Source organism: Alteromonas sp. ABH4_454, from assembly GCF_056311775.1.
This window is the reverse complement of the sequence record NZ_CM149972.1, coordinates 2,917,121-2,942,840: the sequence shown is the minus strand read 5'-3', so window position 1 is coordinate 2,942,840 and position 25,720 is coordinate 2,917,121. Positions and strand designations below refer to the sequence as shown.

The following is a 25,720-nucleotide window of genomic DNA, read 5'->3' as shown; positions in this document are numbered from 1 at the left end:
ACTGTTCCTTATTTAATTGTGAGTGCGTTTTCAACCAGGGCTTTCTGTTGCTGGTTGTGAACGGATACATAACCTACTGCAGGTGACGAGGATGCATCACGACCTGCATATGTTAATTTTGCACCATCTGGAATGGCTTGCCAGAAATGGTGTTGGCTACAGTACCAAGCGCCTTGGTTTTGAGGCTCTTCTTGACACCAAACCCAATCTTTTACATGGCTGTATTGTGCCACAACTTTAGCGCATTCTTCTTGTGGGAATGGGTAAAGTTGCTCCAAACGAACGATTGCGACGTCTGTTTGCTCATTTTTACGGCGTTGGTCTAACAAATCGTAGTAAACCTTACCTGAACACATAACAACGCGCTTGACGTTCTTAGGATCGATATCGTCAATTTCACCAATGACGTTATGGAATTTACCTTCCGAAAGTTCTTCTAACGAAGATACAGCCATTGGATGACGTAATAGTGACTTAGGCGACATCACGATAAGCGGCTTACGCATAGGGCGCACCACTTGGCGACGAAGCATGTTGTACACCTGTGCAGGCGTTGAAGGTACACACACCTGCCAATTGTGATCAGCACACATTTGTAAGAAACGCTCTAAACGTGCAGAGCTATGCTCTGGGCCTTGGCCCTCATACCCATGTGGAAGCAATACTGTTAGACCGCACAGACGGCCCCACTTAGCTTCACCTGAACTTAAGAATTGGTCGAATACTACCTGGGCACCGTTTGCGAAGTCACCGAATTGTGCTTCCCAAATGGTTAGGCACGTCGGCTCTGCAGTGGCATAACCATATTCAAACGCCATTACCGCTTCTTCAGACAGTACAGAATCGTAAATTTCGATCTCGCCCTGTCCTTCGCGAATATGCTGTAGAGGCATATATGTCGACGCATCTTTCTGATTGTGCAGTACCGCATGGCGGTGGAAGAAAGTACCACGACCTGAGTCCTGACCAGTAATACGAATGTCTTCGCCTGCATCAACGATTGTGGCATAAGCTAAGTTTTCTGCCATACCCCAATCAAGCTTTTTCTCTCCAGCTACCATGGCTTTACGGTCTTGGTAAAGCTTGTTAACACGAGACTGAAGCTTGTGATCTTCAGGGATAGTGGTAATTGATTCACCTAACTCTTTAAGCTTTTCAACCGAAAGTGCACCATCGTATGGTGTATCCCAGTCGTGTCCTAGATATGGAGACCAGTCTACACTATGCTCAGTCATTGGACGCCACTCTTCAACCACGCATGCGCCGTGATCTAGCGCTTCGCGATATTCTTCAAGGTAGCGATCAGCGTCCCGTTGCTCAATTACACCTTCAGCAATTAGCTGGTCAGCATAAAGAACACGTGGAACCGGGTGCTTTTTAATCTTTTGGTACATCAACGGCTGCGTGGCGTTTGGCTCATCCGCTTCGTTGTGGCCATGACGACGGTAACAAACTAGGTCAATTACAACGTCTTTCTTAAACTTGTTGCGGTATTCAAGCGCAAGCTGTGTAACAAAGGCAACCGCTTCTGGGTCATCAGAGTTCACGTGGAAAATTGGCGCCTGTACCATCTTGGCGATGTCAGTACAATATTGAGTTGAACGGGTATCTTCAGTCTTCGATGTGGTGAAACCAACTTGGTTGTTCACTACAATACGAACGGTACCACCTACTGCAAAGCCGCGGGTTTGCGACATGTTGAAGGTTTCTTGTACCACACCCTGACCAGCAATTGCTGAGTCGCCGTGAATAGTAATAGGAAGTACAGTGTTAGTGTCATTATCGCGACGAGCTAGACGAGCGCGTACTGACCCCATTACTACAGGATTAACGATTTCTAAGTGAGACGGGTTAAATGCTAGCGCTAAGTGAACATTGCCACCTGGCGTTGCGAAATCTGAAGAAAAACCTGCGTGATATTTTACGTCACCCGCACCTAGCGAGTCATCGTGCTTACCAGAGAATTCATCAAACAGAACTGAAGGGTTTTTACCCAACACATTAACCAGCACGTTCAAACGACCACGGTGAGCCATGCCGATAACCACTTCTTTGGTACCTGCTGTGCCCGCCTTAGTGATAAGACCTTTAAGCATAGGAATAAGTGCGTCACCACCTTCAAGTGAGAAACGCTTGGCACCCGGGAATTTAGAGCCTAGGTATTTTTCCATGCCATCTGCTGCGGTTAGACCTTTAAGAATGCCTAATTTTTCATCGCGAGAGATTTCTGGTTTGGCTTGAACTGATTCAATCTTTTGCTGTAACCAACGCTTCTGTTCTGTATCGGTGATGTGCATATATTCCGCACCGATAGAACCACAGTATGTGCGATTAAGTGATTTAAACAGCTCACCTAGCGGCATAGACTCCTTACCAATAGCGTAAGAGCCTACGTTAAATACTGAGTCGAAATCTTTTTCGGAAAGACTGTGGTGAGAAAGTTCTAAATCGCGAACGCGCTCTTGCTGCCAAAGACCAAGTGGGTCTAGATTAGCGTGCTGATGACCGCGGAAGCGGAATGCGTTAATTAACTGAAGAACTTTAACTTGCCTATCGTCTGAAACATTTGCCGAAGGCACAGACGGGCTAGACATGCGGGCTGTGGGCCCTAACGCAGCAAGTTGCCTAAATTGATTTTTGATAGTTGTATGATTGGTTTCTAACTCTACGCCATCGACTTTGGGGAGGTTATCGAAGATTTGTCGCCAATTTTCAGAGACGCTTTGAGGGTCTTCTAAATAGGTTTCATACAACTCTTCAACATAGGCAGCGTTGGCACCTGCCATGTGCGAGGAATCCCACCACGCTTTCATCACGCTTTCTTGCATTTAATTTGCCTTGCTACGTTTTATAAAATCTAGTTAACAATCAATATGTATTATAAGGTTATTCTCAGCATAACCAAGTGTTATAACAGCGAATATATAAAAAAATAGCCATCCTTTTGGGATGGCTATTTAGAGCATCACTTTCTGTAACTAAAAGTAGTTATCAGAATATAGTACTAAACAGCCCGTTGTAAAAGCATAGACTTGATTTGGCCTATTGCTTTTGTTGGGTTTAAGCCTTTAGGACATACACTCACACAGTTCATGATACCGTGACAGCGGAATACGCTGAATGCATCATCAAGGTCGTTGAGACGTTCTTCAGTTGCAGTATCGCGACTATCAATAAGGAAGCGATATGCGTGAAGTAGACCCGCAGGACCAATAAACTTGTCTGGGTTCCACCAAAACGATGGGCATGACGTTGAACAACATGCACAAAGAATACACTCGTATAGACCATCAAGCTTCGCACGTTCTTCAGGCGACTGTAAGTGCTCGCGCGCTGGCGGTTGCTTGCTGTCGTTGATTAAGAACGGCTTAATCTTTTCGTACTGTGTATAGAACTGTGTCATATCAACAACGAGGTCACGTACTACCGGTAGACCTGGAAGTGGACGAACTACTATTTTACCTTTGCCCAGTGCAGATAGAGGAGTAATACATGCTAGGCCATTTTTGCCGTTCATGTTTACACCGTCTGAACCACATACACCTTCACGGCACGAACGACGGAAAGAAAGCGTCGGATCCTGCTCTTTTAGTGCAAGCAGCGCGTCTAGCACCATCATGTCTTGACCTTCCTCTACTTCTAGAGTGTAGTCTTGCATGCGAGGCTTCGCATCTACTTCAGGGTTGTAACGATAAATCGAAAAAGTTAATTGCATGATCGTTGCCTCTCTTAATATGAACGCACTTTAGGCGGGAATGCTTCCCTAAGCTTAGGCGCCATATTCACTTCACGTTTAAGCATTTTATCAGTGTTCGGATCGTAGATGCTGTGGCATAACCAGTTGTCATCATCACGTTCCGGGAAGTCGAAGCGGCTGTGAGCACCACGGCTTTCCGTTCTGAAGTTCGCTGCTACTGCTGTGCTGTACGCAGTTTCCATTAGGTTATCAAGCTCTAAACATTCAATACGTTGAGTGTTGAAGTCTGAACTCTTGTCGTCAAGGCGCGCGTGCTTAAGGCGCTCGCGAATTTCGCTAAGTTCCTTAAGACCTTCCGCCATGGCTTCACCTTCACGGAATACTGAGAAGTTAAGCTGCATGCATTCTTGCAAGTCTTTCTTAATTTGAACAGGGTCTTCGCCCTTTCCTTTCTCTGAATTTTCCCAACGATTGAAACGTGTCATAGAGGCTTCAAGATCAGACTCAGACGCGTCGCGTGTTGGTGCCATTTCAGATAATGTCTTACCAAGATGTAGGCCAGTCGCACGACCGAATACAACAAGGTCAAGTAGTGAGTTACCGCCAAGGCGGTTTGCACCGTGTACAGATACACATGCAATTTCACCACATGCGAATAGACCGTTAACTACCTTATCATTACCGTTTTCATCAACGGTTAGACATTGGCCATCAACGTTAGTAGGAATACCACCCATCATATAGTGACAAGTAGGAATTACTGGAATTGGCTCTTTAACTGGGTCAACGTGTGCAAATGTACGTGAAAGTTCTAGGATACCTGGTAGACGAGATTCAAGAACGTCTTTACCAAGGTGGTCAAGCTTAAGCTTAATGTGAGTACCCCACGGGCCTTCACAACCACGACCTTCACGAATTTCAGTCATCATTGAACGTGCAACAACGTCACGACCCGCTAGGTCTTTCGCGTTAGGTGCATAACGTTCCATGAAGCGTTCGCCGTCTTTATTTAGAAGGTAACCACCTTCACCACGACAACCTTCTGTTACCAATGTACCTGCGCCAGCAATACCCGTTGGGTGGAACTGCCACATTTCCATATCTTGAACCGCTACACCTGCGCGTAGCGCCATACCAACACCGTCGCCGGTATTGATGTGCGCGTTTGTCGTTGAAGCGTAGATACGACCCGCACCACCAGTTGCAAGCACAACTGCGCGCGACTTAAAGTAAACTACTTCGCCAGTTTCAATGTCGATTGCTGTACAACCTACAACGTCACCGTCTTGGTTTTTCACTAAATCTAGTGCATACCATTCAGAGAAAACTTTTGTTTTATTCTTTACGTTTTGTTGATAAAGAAGGTGAAGTAGTGCGTGACCTGTACGGTCCGCCGCAGTTGCCGTACGAGCGCCCTGCTCGCCACCAAAGTTTCTTGACTGACCACCGAAAGGACGCTGGTATATCTTACCATTCTCGAAGCGAGAAAAAGGTAAGCCCATGTTCTCCATTTCGATAATAGCTTCTGGACCAGTTTTACACATGTACTCGATGGCGTCTTGGTCACCGATATAATCTGACCCCTTTACGGTGTCATACATGTGCCATTCCCAGTTATCTTCGTGTGAATTACCTAGTGCTACGGTAATACCACCCTGTGCAGACACAGTATGAGAACGGGTTGGAAATACTTTAGACAACAGTGCGCATGATTTACCAGATTCTGAAATCTGTAGTGCTGCGCGCATACCTGCACCGCCTGCACCAATTACAACTGCATCAAACTCGTGAACGGGTAAACTCATTTTACACTCCCCACAGTACGAATAGGCCAACAGCTACATAGCCGAACGCGATGATATTTAGAATATATTGTAGTCCTGCGCGCAGACCTGTTGCTTTAACATAGTCTGTTAGCACCTGCCATAGGCCGATGCGCACGTGGATCATCACTGCTACTAGTGCTGCCAATGTGAAAACTTTCATAGCAAGGCCAGAGAATAACCCTCGCCATTCGACAAATGTTAGGTTATCGGTGGTTATAAAGAACCACGCCATGAAAACCGAGTACGCGAAAATAATTGCTGCTGTAGCGCGAAGTGAAACGTAGTCTTGTACGCCGTCACGCTTAATGCTTGCTTGGTTGGTTACCATAATGCAACTCCCAATACTACGGTCAGTACAACCCAAAGTGCGATTACTGCTTTAGCACTTGTGTTGCCCGACTCTAATTCTTCCCAGTGACCTAAATCCATAACAACGTGTCTTAGGCCGCCTAGAATGTGATACGTCAGCGCTGAGGCTGTGCCAATTGCGACAAATTTTCCAAGGAAACCGTCCATGATTGCTTGAACGTTCGCGAAACCTTCAGGCGAATGAACAGAAACTGCCCATGCCCAAATAACAAAAAGAAGCGCGAAGAACATTGCAACACCGGTTACACGGTGGAGAATTGACGAAATAGCAGAGGGCGGAAATTTAATAGTATTGAGTTCTAAATTTACTGGTCTTTGCTTTTTCACAATGTATGCCTGTTTAATCCGTAGGGGATAATGAATTTCTTACTTTTATTATGTCCTGAGTAAGTGAATTCGATTTTTAACCTGTTAATTGCCTCATCCACTGAGTTGTTAACAATTTGTGAATTATTCTTTAATGCCTGTAACAGAATAAATATTCTGTTTCCGAGGCACCGCTGAGTATATCCAGCGTAGTATATAATTACAATTTTTTGTGCCGTAGTAAGACTTTAGTCGCTATACGCACTTTTAGAATAATTATTTTGCTAAAAAAGAGATCAAAATTGAGCGCAACACGTTATAACGAGTGCAATTACAGTAAGTCGAAGTTTATCAGTAGCTAAATAGAATAACTATGCATATCAATAAGAAATTAAGCACTTTTAATCTGAATGCGTAATTATTCCTCATGAAAAGGTTACTTTTTAATCTAACCTGTTAATATATTTATTAATCGGTGGTTTACCTTTGTCGAAAACCAATTGATAATTGCACTGTATCGGGAAAAGTGATTTACCAACGAGTTAATTGAACGTTACTGAATTGCTAGTATTTTTTTAAGCAATTCAGAATATTTATTGTTCAAATATGCAATTAAATTGACTTGTTGGTGCATAATAAAGTACAAATACGCCCACTTTTCCCAACGAAGCGGATATTTTCGTCCGTTTTCGCTGCAAACAGAACCATTCTGAGGAGAGCATTTTATGGCAGATCAGAAAGCCATTCTTAAAGCCGGCGGTAAGGAAATCGAGCTTCCTATCTTGTCTGGCACCGAAGGACAAGATGTAATCGATGTCCGTACGTTAGGCCAACACGGTTATTTCACGTACGACCCAGGTTTTATGGCGACAGGATCTTGCGAGTCTTCAATTACCTACATTGATGGCGCTCAAGGTGTTTTATTACACCGCGGTTTCCCTATCGAAGAACTTGCACGTGACGCAGACTACCTAGAAGTTTGTCACATGCTTCTTCACGGTGATGCACCAACAAAAGAACAGTACGAAGAATTTAAAGAGACAATCACTCGTCACACCATGGTACATGAACAAATCAACATGTTCTTCCACGGTTTCCGCAACGACGCGCACCCTATGGCAATGCTATGCGGTACCGTTGGCGCTATGTCTTCGTTCTACCACAGTGATTTAGATGTTTCTAATGAAGAACAGCGCATTCGCAGCGCACACCGTCTAATCGCTAAGATGCCAACACTTGTTGCTATGTGCTACAAGTACAACATCGGTCAACCATTCGTTTACCCACGTAATGACCTTAGCTACGCAGCTAACTTCCTGAACATGATGTTTTCTGTTCCAGCAGAAGAATATCAAATCAGCCCAGCTGTTGAGCGCGCGATGGACCGTATCTTTACGCTTCACGCAGACCACGAACAGAATGCGTCAACGTCTACCGTTCGTCTTGCTGGTTCTTCTGGCGCAAACCCATATGCTTGTATTTCTGCTGGTGTTGCTTCACTTTGGGGTCCTGCTCACGGTGGTGCAAACGAAGCATGTCTAAACATGCTTGAAGAAATCGGCACAGTTGATCGTATCCCTGAGTTTATTGCACGCGCTAAAGACAAGAGCGATCCGTTCCGTCTTATGGGCTTTGGACACCGTGTTTATAAAAACCACGACCCTCGAGCAACGGTAATGCGTGAAAGCTGTCACGAAGTACTAAGCGAACTTAACGTTAAAGATCCACTACTAGAAGTAGCAATGGAACTTGAAAAGATTGCGTTAAGCGACCCTTACTTCGCAGAGAAGAAACTGTTCCCGAATGTAGATTTCTACTCAGGTATCGTTCTTAAAGCAATTGGTATTCCTACCAACATGTTTACGTGTATCTTCGCTCTGTCTCGTACAGTAGGCTGGATTTCACACTGGCATGAAATGATGAGCGACCCTAAACAGAAGATCGGTCGTCCTCGTCAGCTTTACACTGGCCACAGCCAGCGTAAGTACACGCCGATTAAGTAAAAGTTTAGGTTTCACTGAACTAAGTATTATGCTTAATAGTAAAAATAGCGCCTTTATGGCGCTATTTTTGTTTATACAACCACCGTCAAGGAACATCCATGCCCTATTCTGCGGTTTTTTTAGGTATCGCCGGTCTTATTCCTTTTGTAGCAATGCCACTAGCCTATCAGCTTAACTTGTTATCACTAACGCAAAGTGCCGTTTATTTTGTGCAGTACTCAGCTGTGCTGCTATCTTTCTTTGGAGGTATTCATTGGTGGGACGCAGTAAGTAACCAACGCTATGGCAAGCAAATGCTTACCGCAATGCTGCCAACCATTGTAGGATGGCTATGCTTAGTATTCTCACATGATGTAAAAGTTTTTGGCGTGTTATCGCTTAGCTACGTCGCGATATTAATCTATGACAAGTTTACGCTAAGCCTTCCTAAAGAGCAGGTTGTCAGTTATATCAGTTTGCGTATGGGGTTAACTAGCGTTGTGGTTATCTGTCACGCCTGGATGATTTATTTGCTGGTATAGGTATCGTACAGATGTAGAGTGCCCGCTCAAAAACAGTCAGGCTACAGTTACGCATAACCATTACTTAAGAGAATTAAACTACTGATAGTAATGCAAATTTAACAATTTTCTTAGCAAATAAAAAAGGCGATAATAATGAAGCATTATTATCGCCTTTGTTCTTTTTACCTTACAGTATCTTCAGAAGCACAAGGTAATTATTCAGCGCGTATAAGTGAAAGTAACTCTTCTGTTTTTTGTTCCATCAACGCGATGTCGCCTTTACTTTCAACATTCAATCGAATAACTGGTTCAGTGTTCGATTTACGCAAGTTGAAGCGCCATGTATCGAACTCTAATCCTAATCCGTCAGTCGTGTCGATAACGCTCGCGAGAGGTTTATACTTACTGGTTACACGTTCAAGTGCCGCGTCAGCATCTTTAAGTTTACTGTTAATTTCGCCTGACGATGGGAACGCCTGAATACGTTCTTTTACCATACTTGCGAGTGTTTGTTGTTTCACACATACCAATTCAGCAATTAATAGCCAAGGAATCATGCCCGAGTCACAGTAGGCAAAATCTCTAAAGTAGTGATGCGCGCTCATTTCTCCGCCGTAAACAGCGTCTTCTTTACGCATACGTTCTTTAATAAACGCATGGCCTGTTTTAGATTTAATCGGTGTACCGCCAGCATTCGCTACGATATCTTCTGTGTTCCAGTACACACGTGGGTCATAAATGATTTTGCTGTCGGTGTTTTTTTCAATGAATGCTTCGGCAAGCAAGCCAACAATGTAATACCCTTCAATAAATTCACCATCAGCGTCAAACAAGAAGCAACGATCGAAATCACCATCCCACGCAATACCGAAATCAGCACCTGATGATCTAACCGCATCAGCTGTGTCTGCGCGATTCTCAGGTAGAAGCGGGTTAGGTATACCATTTGGAAAAGTACCATCTGCGTTGTGATGTACTTTTATAAATTCAATCGGTACACCCTGCACTTTCATCTCTTTCTCAATGGCGTCAAGCGCGGGGCCTGCTGCACCATTACCCGCGTTAACCACCACTTTTAACGGCGTGAAATTACTCAAGTTGACGTAAGAAAGCATGTGAGACACATAGTCAGACATACATGACTTAACCGCATATTTATCGGTTTCAGAAAGCTTGTTTTCTTTTACATGAGCCGTACCATTAAAAAACGCATCGGCATCAATTGATGTAGCCTCAGTGTAGTGTGCTAATCGCTCTGACACGAAGCTATCTTCTAACGCTTCCGCTTTCTCTTTTATCGCGTTAAGGCCTGTGTCGCCACTAATTGGAACAGAGCCTGACTTCACCAGTTTCATACCGTTGTAATTAATGGGGTTATGACTTGCCGTTACCTCAATACCACCATCAACGCCAAGGTGTTTAGTAGCGAAGTAAATTTCCTCTGTTCCTGCCATGCCAATATCAGTCACTGTCGCGCCAGCATCGATTAGACCCGCACTTAACGCTAATTTTAATGGTGTTGATGTAAGACGCACATCACTACCAACAACAACAGTTTTCGCATTTAATTCTTGCGCAAAAGCATAGCCAATTCTGTACGCTACATTTTCAGTTAACTGTGAATTCAATTCGCCACGAATATCGTACGCTTTAAAGCAGGTAATTGGGGTTGCCATTTAGATAGAAATTCCCTGTGTATTTATGATTACATTATCGTCTTTCACAACTAAAACGCGCATACCGCCCCTTTATTATCGTCGTAAAAGAGAGTTTAGACATACCGATATTAAATCATTAGAGGAAGTGAATTACTATTTCAATTTAAATAACACAGCGTTTCACTATCTCCGTTATCTATCACTGAGTTTAAAGTGCGAGTTCGAAGTAGATACTGTCATGAAGGGCGCCTTGATGTTGATACTTTCGGCGAAAACACTGCTTAGAACTAAAACCATTCTTGATAAGTACTTTTTCAGAAGCAGGATTGTTATCCATGACTTCAGCAGTAAGCCATTTTAAGCCCTTGCTTTTAGCCTCATCAATTAAAAATGAAACACAGCGAGAAGCAATGCCTTTCCCACATTCCTTCTCCGCAACTCGATAGCCAATTTCCGCCTTGTCGCCTGCTCTGTTTCTGATATTAGCACGCGCTAAAATCTGCTTGTTTCGTTGATCATCAACAAGTACATAACCCCAAGCCCTTTTCTGTTGTTGTAAGTAAAGCAATTCGCTAACGTGATAGCCAACACCATCTATTGAATAAAACGTAGCCTCTCTTGGTGCTATAGACATTTCAAAATAGGCTTTGTTACTACGCTCAAATTCTAAAAGAGATAGCACGTGTTTTTCGGCGACGCTTTCAAAATGCATTGGCAGTGCTGCTCCTTGCTGAACCTAATGAAGAGGTATTGATTAAAAGCCCAGTCTAATACCATTCCGCATAGATAATTACCCATAGTCGAATCAAGACAGACAAAACTTGAATCTACTTCGCTAATGAACCGCTTTGGTAATCGTTAAATGCCTGAACAATTTCCTGCTGAGTGTTCATTACAAAAGGCCCATATTGGACCACAGGCTCTTCAATAGGTTTACCTGAAACCACTATAAACTTACAACCTGTATCAGCGGATACAGATAGCTGCTTGCCACTTTGTGACAAAACACCTAGCTCTCCCTGCGACACAATTGTTTCTTTGCTAAGTTCGCCGCTATTAATGACCACGCTTCCCTCGTACACATAAATAAAGGCAGCTTCATCCGAACCCAGTACAATTTCCGAACTCCCGCTTCGTAGTGCAACGTCTAAAAAAGTAGGGGCAACCGCCGTTGTCTTCACAGGCCCTTTCACACCGTCAATTTCACCTGCTAACACTTTGATTACTGCATCTTGAATGTGTACTGTAGGCACACTATCTGGCTGTATGTCTTGATAGTTCGGCGCTGACATTTTCTCTACGGCCGGAAGATTCACCCACAGCTGAAAGCCTTGTAACAAGCCCTCCTCCTGCTCTGGCATTTCTTCATGTATTATGCCTCGGCCCGCATTCATCCATTGAATGCCACCAGCATCAATAACCCCCTCGTTGCCTACAGAGTCTTTATGGCGCATTTTTCCTGCAAGCATATAAGTTACAGTCTGAAAACCGCGGTGAGGATGTGGTGGAAAACCAGCAATGTATTCACCTGGATTATCTGAACCAAAAAAATCCAACATTAAAAAGGGATCAAGGCGAGGTAGATCAGGTTGTCCGATAATACGAGTAAGCGACACGCCCGCGCCATCACTTGTTGGCATACCTGTAACCACTTTATCTATCGATTTTTGTTCACTCACTTCCACTGACATAATGTGTATCTACCTTAAATCTTAGCCTTCACTATCTTTTACGAACTTCACGCTTAGCTTTTTGTATTACTGGCCTTTTGGGTGCTTCAACGTCCCATTTTATCGCGACCGTGAGGCGACATAAGATCTTGCTCTGGTCCCACGGGGATGACCTGGGTTGGATTTATCATAGTGTGGCTGTAGTAATAGTGCCTTTTGATATGATCGAAGTTCACCGTTTCAGCAATACCCGGTACTTGATAAAGTTCTTTCATATAGCCGTAAATATTTGGATAGTCTGCAATTTGTTTTTTATTGCATTTAAAGTGCCCATGATAGACAGCGTCAAAGCGAATGAGTGTAGTAAATAAACGCCAGTCGGCTTCTGTAATTTGATTACCAACCAAATAGCGCTGTTTACTCAACCTTTCCTCAACCCTGTCAAGCGAATCAAACAATGCGCTTACTGCCTCTTCATAGGCCTCTTGCGTTGTAGCAAACCCAGCTTTATACACGCCATTATTTATGTCGTGATACACCATGTTGTTGATGGTATCGATTTCTTCGCGCAGTGCTTTAGGATAGTAATCGTCGTCATTATTAGTCAGTGAGTTAAACCCGCTATTGAAAATACGAATAATCTCCGCTGATTCGTTATTCACGATGGTTTCAGTGTGCTTGTCCCAAAGAATTGGAACGGTAACACGAGTGGTTATCTCAGATTTAGCCTTGGTGTATATTTGGTGCGCGTAATCAAAACCATAGAGCTTATCACCCGTCGACCCCGGATAATCTTTAAATTCCCATCCTTGATCAAGCATCTCGGGATGTACTACAGAAACATCAATATGCGATTCCAGTCCTTTAAGCTTTCTAAATATAAGCGCTCTGTGCGCCCATGGGCAGGCTAACGAAACGTATAGGTGATAGCGGCCTGACTCAGCTGGGAAGGTTGCTTCGCCGCTTTTGCTAATAGTGTCACGAAACTTAGATGCTTGACGTTCGAATTTGCCGCCGTTCTTGCTGGTGTCATACCATTTATCTTGCCATTTTCCATCAACGAGTAAGCCCATATGCCTGCCCCTATTTATTACTTCATTAAACAATGAATTCATTTAAACATGTATTGGGTAGAACGTATGTCGCTTAAAATCGGATTTATTATTCGAAAAAACTGGAGTGTATTGATCTTTAGTGTCCACTTTTGAGATGATGCGCGCCCTGCTAGCGTGCTCGCACGTTTTTGTGTAAACACACGCCTTTGAGTTAGTTTATTTTTAAGTGAAGTGAAACATGTCTGATGATCCACGTTTAGGCGGTATCGTGCGCTTGTATGGCGCGCAGCAAACCAATAATTTAGCCAATAGTCATGTGGCCGTGGTCGGCATTGGTGGTGTAGGAAGTTGGACTGCAGAAGCGCTGGCCCGTTCAGGCGTTGGCACTATCACGCTTATTGATTTGGATGATGTTTGCGTAACGAACACGAATCGACAGATACATTCGCTCTCAAACACTATCGGAGAAGCAAAGGTAGACGCAATTGCAGCTCGAATCAACTTGATTAACCCAGCTTGCAACGTAATCTGTGTCGAGGATTTCGTTACGCCTGAAAATACAGCCACATTGCTAAATAAAGAAATGCACGCTGTAGTTGATGCCACTGACAGTATTCGCGCTAAAGCGGCGATGATAGCTCACTGCAAACGCAATAAAATTCCCATTGTTACGGTTGGCGGTGCAGGCGGTCAAATAGACCCAACTCAAGTCACTAAAGGCGACTTAGCTAAAACGACGCAGGATCCGCTTGCGGCTAAGCTTCGCAGCGAACTTCGTCGTAACTACAACTTCAGTAAGAACCCTAAACGTCGCTTTGGCGTTGAGTGCATCTATTCAACTGAGCAATTGCGCTATCCACAGCCAGACGGTTCGGTTTGCTACAATAAGTCTGCGATGGAAGGCGGCACACGACTTGACTGTGCTGGCGGATTTGGAGCTGTAGTGACGGTAACCGCCACATTTGGCATGTTCGCAGCTGCAAGTGTGATTAATAGATTAACTGGACAAAAATAGACTTTAGCCGATAACTTACGCACAATAGTTAAAAACTTATAACACCTTGTCCTGCGGGCTTTTTCGGCGTTGGCTTGGTGTACTAAAAGCACTGGTGAGAAGGAGAACAAAATGTCACCTGATGAACTCAATAAATTAATGGCAGATTGCGCGAAGGACGCTGTGGTTACTGCAGCTGATGAGTTCGAAATTGTACTCGACCACTCACCTGCTAGCGTAAAACTTGTAGATGATATTTTACTGAGTTTCGTAGATAAGTATCACGATTTAGCGTTAGAAGATGAAGCGGTGTTCACCATTTGTAATATCTTTGGCGCTTACGTCGGCGAAATTTTAAAAGCGCAGCTAGATGGTCAGTGGATTTACGATCAATCAAACCCCAAAGCACCTGCCGTTTTTCTTCAGGTTGGTGAAAATACCTATGCCTTAGCAGGTATCTGCTATGAACGTCTGGTTAACGATAGTCAAATAAGCGTTAATTCTTATTATGAACAAGCGCTGGGCAATCACTTAGGCAGCCACTAAATATTCGTCGGCTTTGCACCTAATCAAAACCCAGTGTGGTTAAGTTACGCGGTTGATGGTGCTAAAAGGTACTGGTTCTAAACGACACTAACTTCAAGGATTGGGCGTCTCCCAATCCTCTACCATCCACTTCAGGTGGCGACTTTTGGAAATAGCATATAAAGCTATGCCGTAAAAAACGATTTTCACGCCCGTAATGTATTCAAACCCCCAGTGATGATGCATTGTGTAATAAAGCTGAACGCTTAAGAGTGCCAGTACACCCAACTGAGCCAGTGGTATAACCCATTTTCGCCAAGCTAAATACTCTTTTTTCCACAGACGCTCACGCTGACTAACTAAAACCAAAGCAATTAACACGGGAAAACTGGCTGCTAGCCCTAAACCCAAGCTTTCTTTTTGCGGGTAGAAAAATGCGAGTAGTTCACTGGTTTGAGTACGAGAAGCTAGCGAAAATATAAACGCTAACCAATCGATGCAAAGAAGAATAAGCACGCTATATAGCCAACGGGGCGGCAGAATTCTCCCTGATTCATCATAAAAAGCTAGCGGTAATTTGAGCATGTTTTCACTTCTATGTTTTCAACTCTGCATTTTCAAAACGCAAAAAGTCTTGATGGTATTTATTCCTAGGAAGTGACTAAAGTGGGGGTAGACAACGCTTTTTTAAACCTTCTTGGTGTTGCTTTAACCATATAATCTGTCACTTTTAATTTTCATGCTTTCAAAAAAGTTTACCTGCGCGCTATTTCAAATATGCGTTAACAACTTATATCGTCAACGCTAAACATATATACTGCGTCTACGCGGGTTTTCCTGTATAATCCGCGGCCATTTTAAGCTCAGTCATTTTCCAGGTGATATTTTAGATGACAGTAGAAACGTTTAATCCAAACAAAGTAGTAAATAAAACCACCACGCTAGAAACGCCAGTGAAGGTATTAAGTGACAACAAACCTTCGCAACAAAGCAATGGCAGTAGAATTGGTTTTGTTAGCTTAGGTTGCCCTAAGAACTTAGTTGATTCTGAGCGTATTCTTACTCAACTTCGCACCGAGGGTTATGACGTCGTCCCTACTTATAACGATGCTGATCTCGTTATCGTTAACACGTGTGGCTTCATTGATGCTGCAGTTGAAGAGTCGCTTGATACCATCGGTGAAGCACTTAAAGAAAATGGTAAAGTTATCGTGACTGGCTGCCTAGGTGTTAAAGAGGACGAAATTAGAGAGCTTCACCCGAACGTGTTAGCGATTACTGGCCCTCACGCCTACGAAACGGTAGTTGAACAAGTACACGATCACCTTCCAAAGCCACAGCACAATCCGTTTGAAGATCTCATTCCTGACCACGGCGTAAAATTAACGCCGCGTCATTATGCGTATTTAAAGATTTCAGAAGGCTGTAACCACCGTTGTACGTTCTGCATTATCCCTTCTATGCGTGGTGACCTTGTCAGCCGCCCAGTGGGTAACGTGCTTGATGAAGCTAAGCGTTTGAAGGACGCTGGTGTTAAAGAGCTATTGGTTATTTCACAAGACACTAGCGCCTATGGTGTTGATGTTAAGCACAGAACGGGGTTCTGGAACGGCATGCCTGTTAAAGCGCACATGCAGCAGCTGTGTGAAAAGCTGGGTGAAATGGGTATTTGGGTCCGTTTACACTATGTATACCCCTACCCGCACGTCGATGACCTTATACCGCTGATGAACGAAGGTAAAATTCTTCCGTACTTGGATATTCCCTTCCAACACGCCAATAAACGCATTCTTAAATTAATGAAGCGCCCAGGCAGTGCCGAGCGCGTTCTTGAACGTGTTAAGAAATGGCGCGAGCAGTGCCCGTCGCTGGTTATTCGCTCAACATTTATTGTTGGCTTTCCGGGCGAAACAGAAGAAGAGTTTGAAGAACTATTGGATTTCCTTCGTGAGGCCCAGCTTGATCGCGTTGGCGCATTTGCCTATTCACCAGTTGAAGGGGCAAGAGCAAACGACCTGCCTGACCCAGTACCAGAAGATATAAAACAAGCCCGCCTTGCGCGCTTTATGGAAGTACAGGGTGAAATCAGTCAAGCTCGTTTACAAGCCAGAATTGGCAACGAATATCAAGTTGTCATTGACAGTGTTGATGCGGAAGGTGCAGTAGGCCGTACATATGCTGACGCACCGGAAGTTGATGGTCTGGTTCATTTAAACGGCGTTTATGACGTAAAACCAGGCGATCGTGTATGGGCTGAAGTAATCCATGCTAACGAGCACGACGTGTGGGCTGTACTATCTGAAGATCAAGACGAACAAGAAGGCGCAGATCCCGCGCTGTAATTTTCGAATAAAAAGCGGTCTATACTCGTAAGTCATCTATTCGTTATTTTTTTAACCCTATCGGCTAATTGCCAGTCGATAGGGTTTTATATATAACAGACCCTATACACTATTATACAAGTAACCCAATCAACGCCACCTTCTGTGGTACGTGAATAAAATATGGCAATGCTCCCCTACATCAAACCGAAACATTTATCCCACTGCTTTTTGTCGTTTGGCATATTGCTCATTTTAACTTTTGTGTTCAGTCAGCGCGCACTAGCCATCACAGAGTGTAAGACTTTACACACCGCGGGAGCAAAACAGTGGTTTCCTTACGCATTTAACAAGTTTGAAGGAAAGCTGAAAGCCTCGGGGATAGCATTTGACGTTCTAACCCTGCTAGCACAGGATTTAGGTGTCACACTAAAAATAGAAACCGGATTACCTTGGAAACGAATAGAATCTAAACTCGATGCGGGCGAGCTTGATATTTTGGCGGGAAACTATTGGAATGAAGCCCGAAGTCGAAAGTGGCTTATCACCGCCCCTTTTGCAGCAGAAGAGGTTTATGTTGTGCTTTCGCCCTCATTGATACAAACACGAGGCACCGAGCTTTCGCTTAACGCCCTTGCGCAATATATTGGTGTGATGCCTAGAGGAATAAGCTTAGGTGAAAAATTCGATAGCATTAAACCAAACTTAAATATTATCGAAGTTAAAGACCACGACAAAATGTATGAAATGATGCGCCGCCACCGTGCCGACTACGCAGTTTCACCTCAAAGCGCAGCACTAAGTCACTTGAACGTCCCAGAAAATGACGGCATGCGATTAAGCCAGTCACCTATATCATCAAATAATGTACATTTTGCTATCTCTGCCAAATCAAAATGTGCATCGCTATTCCCCGAGTTTAACGATGCTCTTAGCGCTCGTTTGAAAGATGGGTCTATTGAGCAGATTATTAACACATATAATTTAACGCGCTAGCAATCTACGACTCAATACGAAAAAGTAGTTGAAAGGCAAATTAAAAAATTAAAGGCTAAGATAAAAGAGCACTTATTTATAAGCACTCTTTTAATATAATGCGTTTAAGTTCATGACAAGCTAGCAATGAGCTTACCAAGGCAATACTTCACCATTTGAATGAATAAAGCGACCCGAGTTAGTTACATCTAATTCATCAATACGCTGTGACAAACGTTCGGCGCACGTATCGGCATCAATATCCCCTGCTCCGTTTACCATTTCAGTCTGCACGAATCCAGGGTGGAAGATACCTACAGCAATTCCTTTAGGCTTTAAGTCATTCGCCATAGAAACACCCGCTGCATTTAACGCTGCTTTAGACATTCGATAGCCGTAATAACCGCCTGAACCATTGTCAGCCATAGACCCCATGCGACTAGTGATTAACGCAATTTTGCTGTCCTGCGCCATTGCAGGCAGCAGTGTTTGCGTAACAAGAAGTGGGCCCATCGCATTAACGCGAAACTGGTAGTCGATTGTGTTTGGATCCCAGTCATCAAGACTTTCACGTCCAAGTACACCAGCATTGTTGATGAGCAAGCCAATGTTAATATCCATTAAAGGGGCAAGCTTTTCAGCCAATGACTCAGGCTGTGATACATCCACGCCTTTGATAATGGTCACACCTGCACTGTTTAGCTCATCACAGCTATTACGACAAGTGGCATAAACCTTTGCGCCACGTGCTTTATATTGCTTGGTAAGCGCAAGGCCTATGCCCCTATTGCCACCGGTAATTACTACGTTCATAACGGTTCCCTTGTTACAATGTGTATGCTTTAAAAAGGTTTTATTAACCTTTCACGAGAACTGGCAGATTCGTAAGGACTTATCGCTCATTACTGATAAACGCTAAGCCCTATTTCGGCACTCATTTCTCGTTATTTTATAGTCTTCAAAAGGCGTTCTAGATCTTCTGGAGTATCAATTCCAACGGGAGGCGGCGCTATCGCAACTTCACAGTGAATTTTATCGCCATACCATATAGCACGTAGCTGCTCTAATGACTCAATTTGTTCCAGTGAACTAGGTGCATAAGCCACATATTGCTTAATGTATTGAGCGCGGTAGGCATAAATACCTATGTGACGTTTATAAAGCGACGTGTTTGCAGATTGTGGGTTTGCCATCATGTGATCACGCTCAAAGGGAATGGGAGAACGAGAGAAGTAGATTGACTCACCCTTTTCGTTTACCAATACCTTTACAATATTGGGATTAAATACGTCTTCAGCACTCTCGATTGGCGTAGACAGTGTAGCCATTTGACACTGAGGTGCATTCGCAAGGTTGTCGGCAACCTGCCTGATATTTTCTGCAGGTATAAAGGGTTCGTCTCCCTGCACATTGACCACAATGGTAGCGCTGTCAATGCCTTCTTTTTCGACAACCTCAGCAATACGCTCTGTTCCCGATTGATGATCAACTGACGTCATACAGACTTTGGCAAACCCAGCCACTACGTTTTGAATGCGCTCATCGTCGGTTGCCACTATGATGGTATCGGCGCCAGCCTCCTTAGCACGCTCAACGACGTGTTGAATCATTGGTTTACCGCCAATTAACGCTAAAGGTTTGCCTGGAAACCGGCTTGAGCCATACCGAGCGGGTATCACAACTGTAAATGACATAACTTTATTTCGCCCCTACTTACCACTTAATTAAACGTTTTATTAGCGCGTTGCGTCTACTTCGTCTAACGACAATGCAGTTGCTTTACTTTCGATAAGTACAGGGATGCCATCTTTAATATCAAAAGCCAACCTATCGAATCGGCAAATTAACTGAGTGTTGTCTTCACTAAGTACTAATTTTCCCTTACACACTGGGCAAGCCAAAACTTCTAAAAGCTTCTTATCAAAGGCCATTGTTATTATTCCTGTCCGTTTTGGTGAATCTTTAAACCTGCTTTGGCAAGTTTTACGTTTACTAAATTAAAAAAATCTGGTGCCAAATGAGCAGTAACGGGTAAGAACCAGCAATCTTCGTGAGCGAAGGATGCCGCTTTTACCGCATCTTTTTCCGTCATTAACACTCTACCATTAGGTATATCTGAAGGCGTTATAGCATGATGATCAGCCAAAGGAGTGGCAGAAGAAAGTTGAATACCCATTTCTCTAAGCTGAGAGAAAAAACGCTGTGGAGAACCGATACCAGCAATAGCGCTGCATGGCACTTTTTTAATCTCTTCAAGCGTTGTGGTTTTCACTCTGTTAGCCACACAGGTAAAATCCCCTGCGACTAACGTCATCAAGTATTGAGGCGCTACGGCATTGTTGAATGTTGGCATTGAACGACTGTTATGAATTAACGCATCAACGGTATTCAATCGCCACTGCCCTTCACGTAGTGGTCCCATTGGCAGCAAAAAACCGCTTCCCACTTTTCTGTCATCCATTACCACAACTTCAACATCGCGATGAAGCGCGTAATGCTGAAGGCCATCATCACAGATAATTAAATCACACTGTAATTCGTCACTTAAGTAAGCGGCCCCGCGTGCGCGAACTGGATCAATTACCACGTCACATTGGCTTCTTATGGCTAATAAACGGGGCTCGTCACCTACTTCAGAGGCATCGTCCTCGCCGTTAACTAATCGAGGGTAAAACGGCGACTTAGCGCCATACCCGCGACTTAAAATACCAACCTTTACGCCTTGTTTTTGATAGTAATCGGCTAACGCCAGTACAACCGGAGTTTTACCGTTTCCACCTACCGAAATATTGCCAACTACGATGACGGGCGCACTCGCTTTGTAAGCTTTTTTAACGCCTACTTTAAATAATAAACGTCGAAGTGCTGAGACAAAGTAAAACAACAGCGCAAGCGGTGAGAGAAGCCACACCAAAGGGTGGCCAAAGTACCACTCATCGTGCTTGGTTTTACTTTGCAACTGACTCACTTAGCCTCACCAAACTGCAGTGCGTGCAGCTGTGCGTAATGACCACCTTTTTCAAGCAACTCATTGTGTTTGCCTTTCTCGAGAATGCGGCCTTGCTCAACCACCATAATACAGTCTGCATTTTCGATGGTAGACAAACGGTGGGCCACTACAATACTGGTACATCGTTTTTGCAGCGTTTCCAGCGCATCTTGAATTAAGCGCTCAGACTCAGTATCAAGGGCAGAAGTCGCTTCGTCCAAAATCAGAATGGGCGCTTCGGCAAGGATTGCACGAGCAATAGCAATACGCTGTCGCTGACCACCCGATAGCATTAGGCCATTTTCACCGATAACCGTATCTAAACCATCAGGTAGGTTCGATAAAAACTCTTCAACATGCGCCATCTTAGCTGCATTCTCAATGTCTTTTCGAGATACGTTTTCTCTCGCACCATAAGCAATGTTGTTCGCAATAGAATCGTTAAATAGCGTCACATTTTGTGAAACGACGGCAAACTGCGCTCGCAGATCTTTAAGGTCAACGTCGTTAAGCGGTGTGTCGTCTAGACGTATTTCACCTTCTTGCGGCACGTAAAAACGCGTAAGCAGCGACGAGATAGTCGATTTACCGCTTCCTGAACGTCCTACCAAAGCAATCGACTGCCCTGGGTTAGCGGTAAAGCTTACATTAGATAACGCGGGCGTCTGTTTTCCCGGGTAAGAAAAGGTTACGTCGTCGAATTCTATCTTACCTATGGCGCGTTCAACTTTTGTTTTACCTATGTCTTCTTCATCAGCTTCATCAAGAATTTCAAAGATACTGGCACACGCTGCCATGCCTTTTTGGAATTGGTTGTTGATGGTAGTGAGCTGTTTAAGGGGCTTAAGCAGCATCACCATACAAAAAACCACGTTGATAAATACACCAGCCGTTAGCTTTTCTAGCATACCTGGCGTACTGGCTATAAACAAAACAACAGCAAGCGCTATTGATGCAATAACCTGAATTGACGATACGCTTAATATAGAGGTCACATGAAGCTTCATTGACTGCTGGCGATTGTGATTATTTTTTTGCTCGAAACGCTTTTGCTCTATTTCTTGACCGCCAAACATGATCACAACTTTGTGACCTTTTACCGCCTGCTCTACTGACGACGTAAGGTTGCCCATTGATTTTTGTATGCTTTTGCTAACGATGCGAAAACGCTTACTGACGATAGAAACAATCACCGCCACAACGGGGCCAATTAAAAGAAATATGAGCGAGAGCTGCCATGAGTAATAGAACATGACACATAGCAAACCAATAACCAGCGCGCCTTCTCTGACAAGCGTTAACAAAGCTTTACCAGAAGCGTTAGCTACTTGCTCAGTATCATAAGTGACCTTACTTATAAGCCCGCCAACTGCATGATTATCGTGAAATGACACAGGTAAATGGATGTATTTATCGAACAGCTGTTGGCGCATGCGCATAACAACTTGGGCACCAATCCAGTTTAATGTATAGCTGCCTAAGAAATTAAACACGCCGCGCAATAGAAACAAAGGAACGATGGCGTACGCAGCCATCCGAAGATAGTCTTTATCGTTATTGCCTAGCGATTCATCAATCATTGGCTGTAGCTGTGAAAATACAAAAGTATCTACCGCGGAATAACCAATCATACCGATAATGGCAAACACAAAAGGCACTTTATACGCTTTCAGATACTGTAAAAAGCGCTTAATTTGATAATCCGAGTTGTCGGCTTGTTGCATGTAGTTTTTTTAACCTGTTTAAAACGTTAACGAAAACGCGTTAAGAGTATTGTACTCGTTCTCACTCTAATTCACTAATATAGAGGCAAAATTGGTTAGTCTGCCAACTAACTGAACAATGTGTGGTCACTTCACTATAATACCAACCCTCATTGGTAATTGCCCACTTAGAAGGCGCTGGCAAGCTTTCTAGCAAAGCGTGTGAATGCAAGAATGGCTGAGTGGGTAATGATCTATGTGGGCTGGTATATTCTAAAGGTTTTGCTGAATATAACTGTTCTAGCCAATTAGCCATGTTGCTTAATATTCACGGTGGTTCGGAGCTTGCTTTTTAGTTGCCGGCTTTTGAGGTGCCGGCTTTTGAGGTGTTGCATGTCGATGAGTTAGGGTTGCACTTCTAGATGTCGCGGACTTATGCCTCGTAAATACCAGCGTTTATGCAAGGTATCTCGCTGGGCATCTATACGATAACTGCCCTGAGTAAACGTTGCCCTTACATAGCCGTGATAACTGGTTAGATACTGTTTAACTCCATGGTGATTGTATCGCCTAGCCACTTCACTTGCCGGAAACTGCCAGCGATTTTCGAAACCTTGGGTAAAGATCACAGCCTCTGGTGCAACATACTCTATGAAAATATCAGTAGATGAGGTTTTGCTACCGTGATGGGGGGCAATAAGAATATCAGCACTCAGCTTTGAAAAGCTTGGAATCAAGGCACTTTTTGTTGCAGCCCCCTCTTCTATTTCAGGTGTATTGCTTATTTCACGTGTGCCGTTTATTTCTTGTGTGCTCTTTATTTCACTTGTACCGATTATTTCTTGTGTGCTCTTTATTTCACTTGTACCGATTATTTCTTGTGTAATTAGGGCGTACTCACTCGCCTTTTCAATATCACCGGGTATCAAAACGCTGCCAGACTGACTAGATATTTTTACAACGCAGGACATGGCGTTATTGTCTTTCTGATTGCCCTTTGGCGGCCATAAAAATTCAATGGTCAAATTTTGCCATTGGATGCGCTTGCCTCGTTCGCATCCCGCGGTAGGCGAATAAAAGCTGGCTTGTGTTGCCAATTTATGAAGCTTAACCGCAGACAAACCTCCCGCGTGATCGTTATCACTATGTGTATGAATAACAACATCGATGCTTGAAACATGTGTACTTTCCAGAAAAGGCAGTAGGTGTGCGGTCGCTGTGTGAGCAATACCGTTAAACTGAGCACCGGAATCAATAATGATTGCTCTACTCCCTCGCGTAATAGCGATCGCGCTAGCTTGGCCTGCATCAAAAACGTGGAGTGCCCAAGGCTCGTTGTCAATGGGTAGCCATTTTTGAGTGGAACTAAAAAAAGGAATAGACAAAATAAGGATACATATTTTTTTGTAGCGCCACCTGGGCAAGAGAAAAATAACAAAAGCAGCAAGCAAACAGAGCGTAGCGCCATTACCTTGGTGAACATCAACTGCACTTAATGAAAAGCCACTAAGCAGGTTTAGGAATGACAATAAATACCCCAAACACCCATCACTTGTTTGAAATAGTGTGCTTGCTAATTCTTGGACTGGGCCGAAATGGATAAAATGAAGCAGCAATAGAGAGAGTAAACAAATAGGCAGCAACAAAGTTATAACGGGTAAGGCAATCAAGTTTGCTATTAGCGCAATAATACTTGCACTATCAAACCAGATGAGTGTTAGCGGCATCATTATCAGCGTTAGCGCTATTTGCAACTTTATTAGCGACACATACCATGGTGAGCGCTGTAGCCCCCATGTGGTCACTAAAAACCAAATACACACCACCGCACCTACGCTTAAGTAAAAGCTTGCACTTAACATTGAAAGCGGGAAAAGCAGCAAACTTAACGCCAGCATAGCTAACGCAATATTTATTGGCCTCCATGCATTACGTGAAAGCGACAATACGCAGCCAATAGCTATAAGAACCCAGGCTCGCACAACGGGCAAGGCACTTCCGCTTAACAGCGCGTAAAAAAAACAAATAACCACAAGCAAGCAGAGCACCATGGCTCTAATCGGCGCTTTAATAGTTAATAACTTTGAACGTCGATTAGTTTTGCCCTCACCCTCACCTGCCTTTAATCTTAGGCTTGTTACGCTGGCTAAGAAGTACTGCACACTGCCGAATATATCGAAAACGTGTCTGAGTATGAAAACTATCGGGTTAAAAGCTAGTAAGCATACCCCGGCAATAAGTGATAAGTGCATACCGGATATACTAAATATGTGCCCGGTACCTGTCCGTTGTAACAGCACCCAGTTGTCTTTCGTAAACCCAGCCTTATCGCCAAGCAGTAGCGCACGCCACCAGTTTAGGTTATTGAGATTCAGCGCTTCTAGCGTTGTCGCAAGGTCATAGCGCAATGAATGATTATGCGTGGTTTTATCGTGCTCTATAGATTTAATGTATCCAGTGACATGAATAAACTGACTGACCAGCTGCTGCTGGCGGCTTGCACCAACGGGATTGGCCGTACCGTATGCAGGTTTAAGTTTAACAACCGCTGTAAACATGTCGCCATTGTGCAAACATTTAAGTCCAACAGACTTTTCTGACGCTTGCGGTCTCGCGCGCTGCTTTACATCATCTAAATCACGTTGTGAACGATGCCCTATCTCAACATTGTCACTTAAATACTTGTATTGCTTGTGAGCAAGGCGAGCTCTAAAGTTGAAAGCGTTAGAAAAAACTGCTTTAAAGGGTGTTAGTGCTACTCCATCATCTAAAAATGTTGCGACGCTCTCACCATTTAGCGACGCAATGCTTACCACATAATGAAAAGCGGCCTCTGAGTTATTACTTTTATTAGAAACACACCCCTGCGATAAAACTCGCCCCGATATTGTGACATCTTGTTGAATTTTACCCTTGGGCAGTTGCCAAGCGTAGTAAAAATGCCCTACACTCGCCACCCACAGTACGCCGAGTATTAAGCCGCTCACTGCACAACATAGCTGTACATCAAAAATAGTCTTATTGGACCTAGGTTTTTCTAAAGAAAACAGTAAGGTGACAGCAATAGCTATCACCAATATGGCAATCATCAACGCCATGGTGTGGCTACTTGGAAGTTTTTGCCAT

22 protein-coding genes are annotated in these 25,720 nt (G+C 43.8%); 6 read left to right on the top strand and 16 right to left on the bottom strand.

The annotated features are described in order from the left end of the window. Positions 1-8: 8 nt before the first annotated feature. The 5 genes from ACYX4W_RS12895 to sdhC all read right to left on the bottom strand — a co-directional run bounded on the left by ACYX4W_RS12895 (position 9) and on the right by sdhC (position 6,219). Positions 9-2,828 (bottom strand): 2-oxoglutarate dehydrogenase E1 component, encoded by a 2,820-nt coding sequence (locus ACYX4W_RS12895; protein ID WP_476073455.1) that lies wholly within the window; start codon positions 2,826-2,828, stop codon positions 9-11. A gap of 176 nt (positions 2,829-3,004) precedes the next feature. Then, a complete protein-coding gene (locus ACYX4W_RS12890) occupies positions 3,005-3,715 on the bottom strand; it encodes a succinate dehydrogenase iron-sulfur subunit (protein WP_012518362.1) in 711 nt (236 codons plus the stop codon). Positions 3,716-3,729: 14 nt separating this feature from the next. After that, positions 3,730-5,502 (bottom strand): succinate dehydrogenase flavoprotein subunit, encoded by a 1,773-nt coding sequence (sdhA, locus tag ACYX4W_RS12885; RefSeq protein ID WP_476073454.1) that lies wholly within the window; start codon positions 5,500-5,502, stop codon positions 3,730-3,732. A 1-nt stretch (position 5,503) separates the two neighbouring features. Then, complete coding sequence (gene sdhD, locus ACYX4W_RS12880) at positions 5,504-5,851, bottom strand: succinate dehydrogenase, hydrophobic membrane anchor protein (protein WP_269917142.1); 348 nt, start codon at positions 5,849-5,851, stop codon at positions 5,504-5,506. Next, entirely contained in the window at positions 5,845-6,219 is a 375-nt protein-coding gene (gene sdhC / locus ACYX4W_RS12875; RefSeq protein ID WP_071814724.1) for a succinate dehydrogenase, cytochrome b556 subunit, read from the bottom strand. Before sdhC ends, sdhD begins: the two co-directional genes overlap by 7 nt. A 704-nt stretch (positions 6,220-6,923) precedes the next feature. Here sdhC and ACYX4W_RS12870 point away from each other — a divergent pair. After that, positions 6,924-8,201, top strand: coding sequence for a citrate synthase (locus ACYX4W_RS12870; protein WP_474806861.1), 1,278 nt, complete (start codon positions 6,924-6,926; stop codon positions 8,199-8,201). A gap of 98 nt (positions 8,202-8,299) precedes the next feature. After that, the gene (locus ACYX4W_RS12865) at positions 8,300-8,722 is read left to right on the top strand and encodes a DUF3429 domain-containing protein (protein ID WP_476073453.1); all 423 of its coding nucleotides are present in this window, start codon (positions 8,300-8,302) and stop codon (positions 8,720-8,722) included. Positions 8,723-8,919: 197 nt separating this feature from the next. Here ACYX4W_RS12865 and ACYX4W_RS12860 read toward each other — a convergent pair whose 3' ends face one another. From ACYX4W_RS12860 to ACYX4W_RS12845, 4 genes are all read right to left on the bottom strand, one after another. Beyond that, positions 8,920-10,380, bottom strand: coding sequence for a phosphohexomutase domain-containing protein (locus ACYX4W_RS12860; RefSeq protein WP_476073452.1), 1,461 nt, complete (start codon positions 10,378-10,380; stop codon positions 8,920-8,922). A 190-nt stretch (positions 10,381-10,570) separates the two neighbouring features. Continuing rightward, positions 10,571-11,074 carry a GNAT family N-acetyltransferase gene (locus ACYX4W_RS12855; RefSeq protein ID WP_476073451.1) on the bottom strand — a complete coding sequence of 168 codons (504 nt, stop codon included), beginning with the start codon at positions 11,072-11,074 and terminating at the stop codon, positions 10,571-10,573. Between the two features lie 115 nt (positions 11,075-11,189). Further along, entirely contained in the window at positions 11,190-12,053 is an 864-nt protein-coding gene (locus tag ACYX4W_RS12850) for a pirin family protein (RefSeq protein WP_476073450.1), read from the bottom strand. A gap of 86 nt (positions 12,054-12,139) precedes the next feature. Further along, complete coding sequence (locus tag ACYX4W_RS12845) at positions 12,140-13,105, bottom strand: glutathione S-transferase family protein (protein WP_476073449.1); 966 nt, start codon at positions 13,103-13,105, stop codon at positions 12,140-12,142. A gap of 220 nt (positions 13,106-13,325) precedes the next feature. Here ACYX4W_RS12845 and tcdA point away from each other — a divergent pair, with 220 nt between their 5' ends. Next, a complete protein-coding gene (gene tcdA / locus ACYX4W_RS12840; RefSeq protein ID WP_476073448.1) occupies positions 13,326-14,102 on the top strand; it encodes a tRNA cyclic N6-threonylcarbamoyladenosine(37) synthase TcdA in 777 nt (258 codons plus the stop codon). Positions 14,103-14,213: 111 nt separating this feature from the next. After that, complete coding sequence (locus ACYX4W_RS12835) at positions 14,214-14,627, top strand: hypothetical protein (RefSeq protein ID WP_474806870.1); 414 nt, start codon at positions 14,214-14,216, stop codon at positions 14,625-14,627. A gap of 93 nt (positions 14,628-14,720) precedes the next feature. Here the strand turns inward: ACYX4W_RS12835 and ACYX4W_RS12830 are convergent, their stop codons facing one another. Continuing rightward, positions 14,721-15,191 (bottom strand): DUF2919 family protein, encoded by a 471-nt coding sequence (locus ACYX4W_RS12830; RefSeq protein WP_476073447.1) that lies wholly within the window; start codon positions 15,189-15,191, stop codon positions 14,721-14,723. 305 nt (positions 15,192-15,496) lie between these two features. Here ACYX4W_RS12830 and rimO point away from each other — a divergent pair, with 305 nt between their 5' ends. Then, on the top strand, positions 15,497-16,948 hold the full coding sequence (gene rimO, locus ACYX4W_RS12825; protein ID WP_474806874.1) for a 30S ribosomal protein S12 methylthiotransferase RimO: 1,452 nt from the start codon (positions 15,497-15,499) through the stop codon (positions 16,946-16,948). 162 nt (positions 16,949-17,110) lie between these two features. Beyond that, on the top strand, positions 17,111-17,923 hold the full coding sequence (locus ACYX4W_RS12820; protein WP_476073446.1) for a substrate-binding periplasmic protein: 813 nt from the start codon (positions 17,111-17,113) through the stop codon (positions 17,921-17,923). 132 nt (positions 17,924-18,055) lie between these two features. Here the strand turns inward: ACYX4W_RS12820 and ACYX4W_RS12815 are convergent, their stop codons facing one another. From ACYX4W_RS12815 to ACYX4W_RS12790, 6 genes are all read right to left on the bottom strand, one after another. Then, the gene (locus tag ACYX4W_RS12815) at positions 18,056-18,715 is read right to left on the bottom strand and encodes an SDR family oxidoreductase (protein WP_476073445.1); all 660 of its coding nucleotides are present in this window, start codon (positions 18,713-18,715) and stop codon (positions 18,056-18,058) included. 131 nt (positions 18,716-18,846) lie between these two features. Beyond that, positions 18,847-19,596 (bottom strand): 3-deoxy-manno-octulosonate cytidylyltransferase, encoded by a 750-nt coding sequence (gene kdsB, locus ACYX4W_RS12810; RefSeq protein WP_474856294.1) that lies wholly within the window; start codon positions 19,594-19,596, stop codon positions 18,847-18,849. Between the two features lie 42 nt (positions 19,597-19,638). Beyond that, positions 19,639-19,833 (bottom strand): Trm112 family protein, encoded by a 195-nt coding sequence (locus tag ACYX4W_RS12805; RefSeq protein ID WP_474806882.1) that lies wholly within the window; start codon positions 19,831-19,833, stop codon positions 19,639-19,641. A gap of 5 nt (positions 19,834-19,838) precedes the next feature. After that, complete coding sequence (gene lpxK / locus ACYX4W_RS12800; protein ID WP_476073444.1) at positions 19,839-20,870, bottom strand: tetraacyldisaccharide 4'-kinase; 1,032 nt, start codon at positions 20,868-20,870, stop codon at positions 19,839-19,841. Further along, complete coding sequence (msbA, locus tag ACYX4W_RS12795; protein ID WP_476073443.1) at positions 20,867-22,615, bottom strand: lipid A export permease/ATP-binding protein MsbA; 1,749 nt, start codon at positions 22,613-22,615, stop codon at positions 20,867-20,869. The genes lpxK and msbA overlap by 4 nt, the downstream gene beginning before the upstream one ends. Positions 22,616-22,998: 383 nt before the next feature. Beyond that, entirely contained in the window at positions 22,999-25,692 is a 2,694-nt protein-coding gene (locus ACYX4W_RS12790; RefSeq protein WP_476073442.1) for a ComEC/Rec2 family competence protein, read from the bottom strand. Positions 25,693-25,720 lie beyond the last annotated feature (28 nt).

Bases quoted from the DNA above. Each gene is read 5' to 3' on its own strand.
- ACYX4W_RS12895 (WP_476073455.1), bottom strand. From the start codon at position 2,828: ATGCAAGAAAGCGTGATGAAAGCGTGGTGGGATTCCTCGCACATGGCA.
- rimO (WP_474806874.1), top strand. From the start codon at position 15,497: ATGACAGTAGAAACGTTTAATCCAAACAAAGTAGTAAATAAAACCACC.
- kdsB (WP_474856294.1), bottom strand. From the start codon at position 19,596: ATGTCATTTACAGTTGTGATACCCGCTCGGTATGGCTCAAGCCGGTTT.
- ACYX4W_RS12845 (WP_476073449.1), bottom strand. From the start codon at position 13,105: ATGGGCTTACTCGTTGATGGAAAATGGCAAGATAAATGGTATGACACC.
- ACYX4W_RS12865 (WP_476073453.1), top strand. From the start codon at position 8,300: ATGCCCTATTCTGCGGTTTTTTTAGGTATCGCCGGTCTTATTCCTTTT.
- ACYX4W_RS12790 (WP_476073442.1), bottom strand. From the start codon at position 25,692: ATGGCGTTGATGATTGCCATATTGGTGATAGCTATTGCTGTCACCTTA.
- ACYX4W_RS12835 (WP_474806870.1), top strand. From the start codon at position 14,214: ATGTCACCTGATGAACTCAATAAATTAATGGCAGATTGCGCGAAGGAC.
- ACYX4W_RS12860 (WP_476073452.1), bottom strand. From the start codon at position 10,380: ATGGCAACCCCAATTACCTGCTTTAAAGCGTACGATATTCGTGGCGAA.
- ACYX4W_RS12820 (WP_476073446.1), top strand. From the start codon at position 17,111: ATGGCAATGCTCCCCTACATCAAACCGAAACATTTATCCCACTGCTTT.
- ACYX4W_RS12890 (WP_012518362.1), bottom strand. From the start codon at position 3,715: ATGCAATTAACTTTTTCGATTTATCGTTACAACCCTGAAGTAGATGCG.
- ACYX4W_RS12850 (WP_476073450.1), bottom strand. From the start codon at position 12,053: ATGTCAGTGGAAGTGAGTGAACAAAAATCGATAGATAAAGTGGTTACA.
- ACYX4W_RS12830 (WP_476073447.1), bottom strand. From the start codon at position 15,191: ATGCTCAAATTACCGCTAGCTTTTTATGATGAATCAGGGAGAATTCTG.
- sdhA (WP_476073454.1), bottom strand. From the start codon at position 5,502: ATGAGTTTACCCGTTCACGAGTTTGATGCAGTTGTAATTGGTGCAGGC.
- ACYX4W_RS12870 (WP_474806861.1), top strand. From the start codon at position 6,924: ATGGCAGATCAGAAAGCCATTCTTAAAGCCGGCGGTAAGGAAATCGAG.
- sdhD (WP_269917142.1), bottom strand. From the start codon at position 5,851: ATGGTAACCAACCAAGCAAGCATTAAGCGTGACGGCGTACAAGACTAC.
- ACYX4W_RS12815 (WP_476073445.1), bottom strand. From the start codon at position 18,715: ATGAACGTAGTAATTACCGGTGGCAATAGGGGCATAGGCCTTGCGCTT.
- ACYX4W_RS12805 (WP_474806882.1), bottom strand. From the start codon at position 19,833: ATGGCCTTTGATAAGAAGCTTTTAGAAGTTTTGGCTTGCCCAGTGTGT.
- tcdA (WP_476073448.1), top strand. From the start codon at position 13,326: ATGTCTGATGATCCACGTTTAGGCGGTATCGTGCGCTTGTATGGCGCG.
- msbA (WP_476073443.1), bottom strand. From the start codon at position 22,615: ATGCAACAAGCCGACAACTCGGATTATCAAATTAAGCGCTTTTTACAG.
- ACYX4W_RS12855 (WP_476073451.1), bottom strand. From the start codon at position 11,074: ATGCATTTTGAAAGCGTCGCCGAAAAACACGTGCTATCTCTTTTAGAA.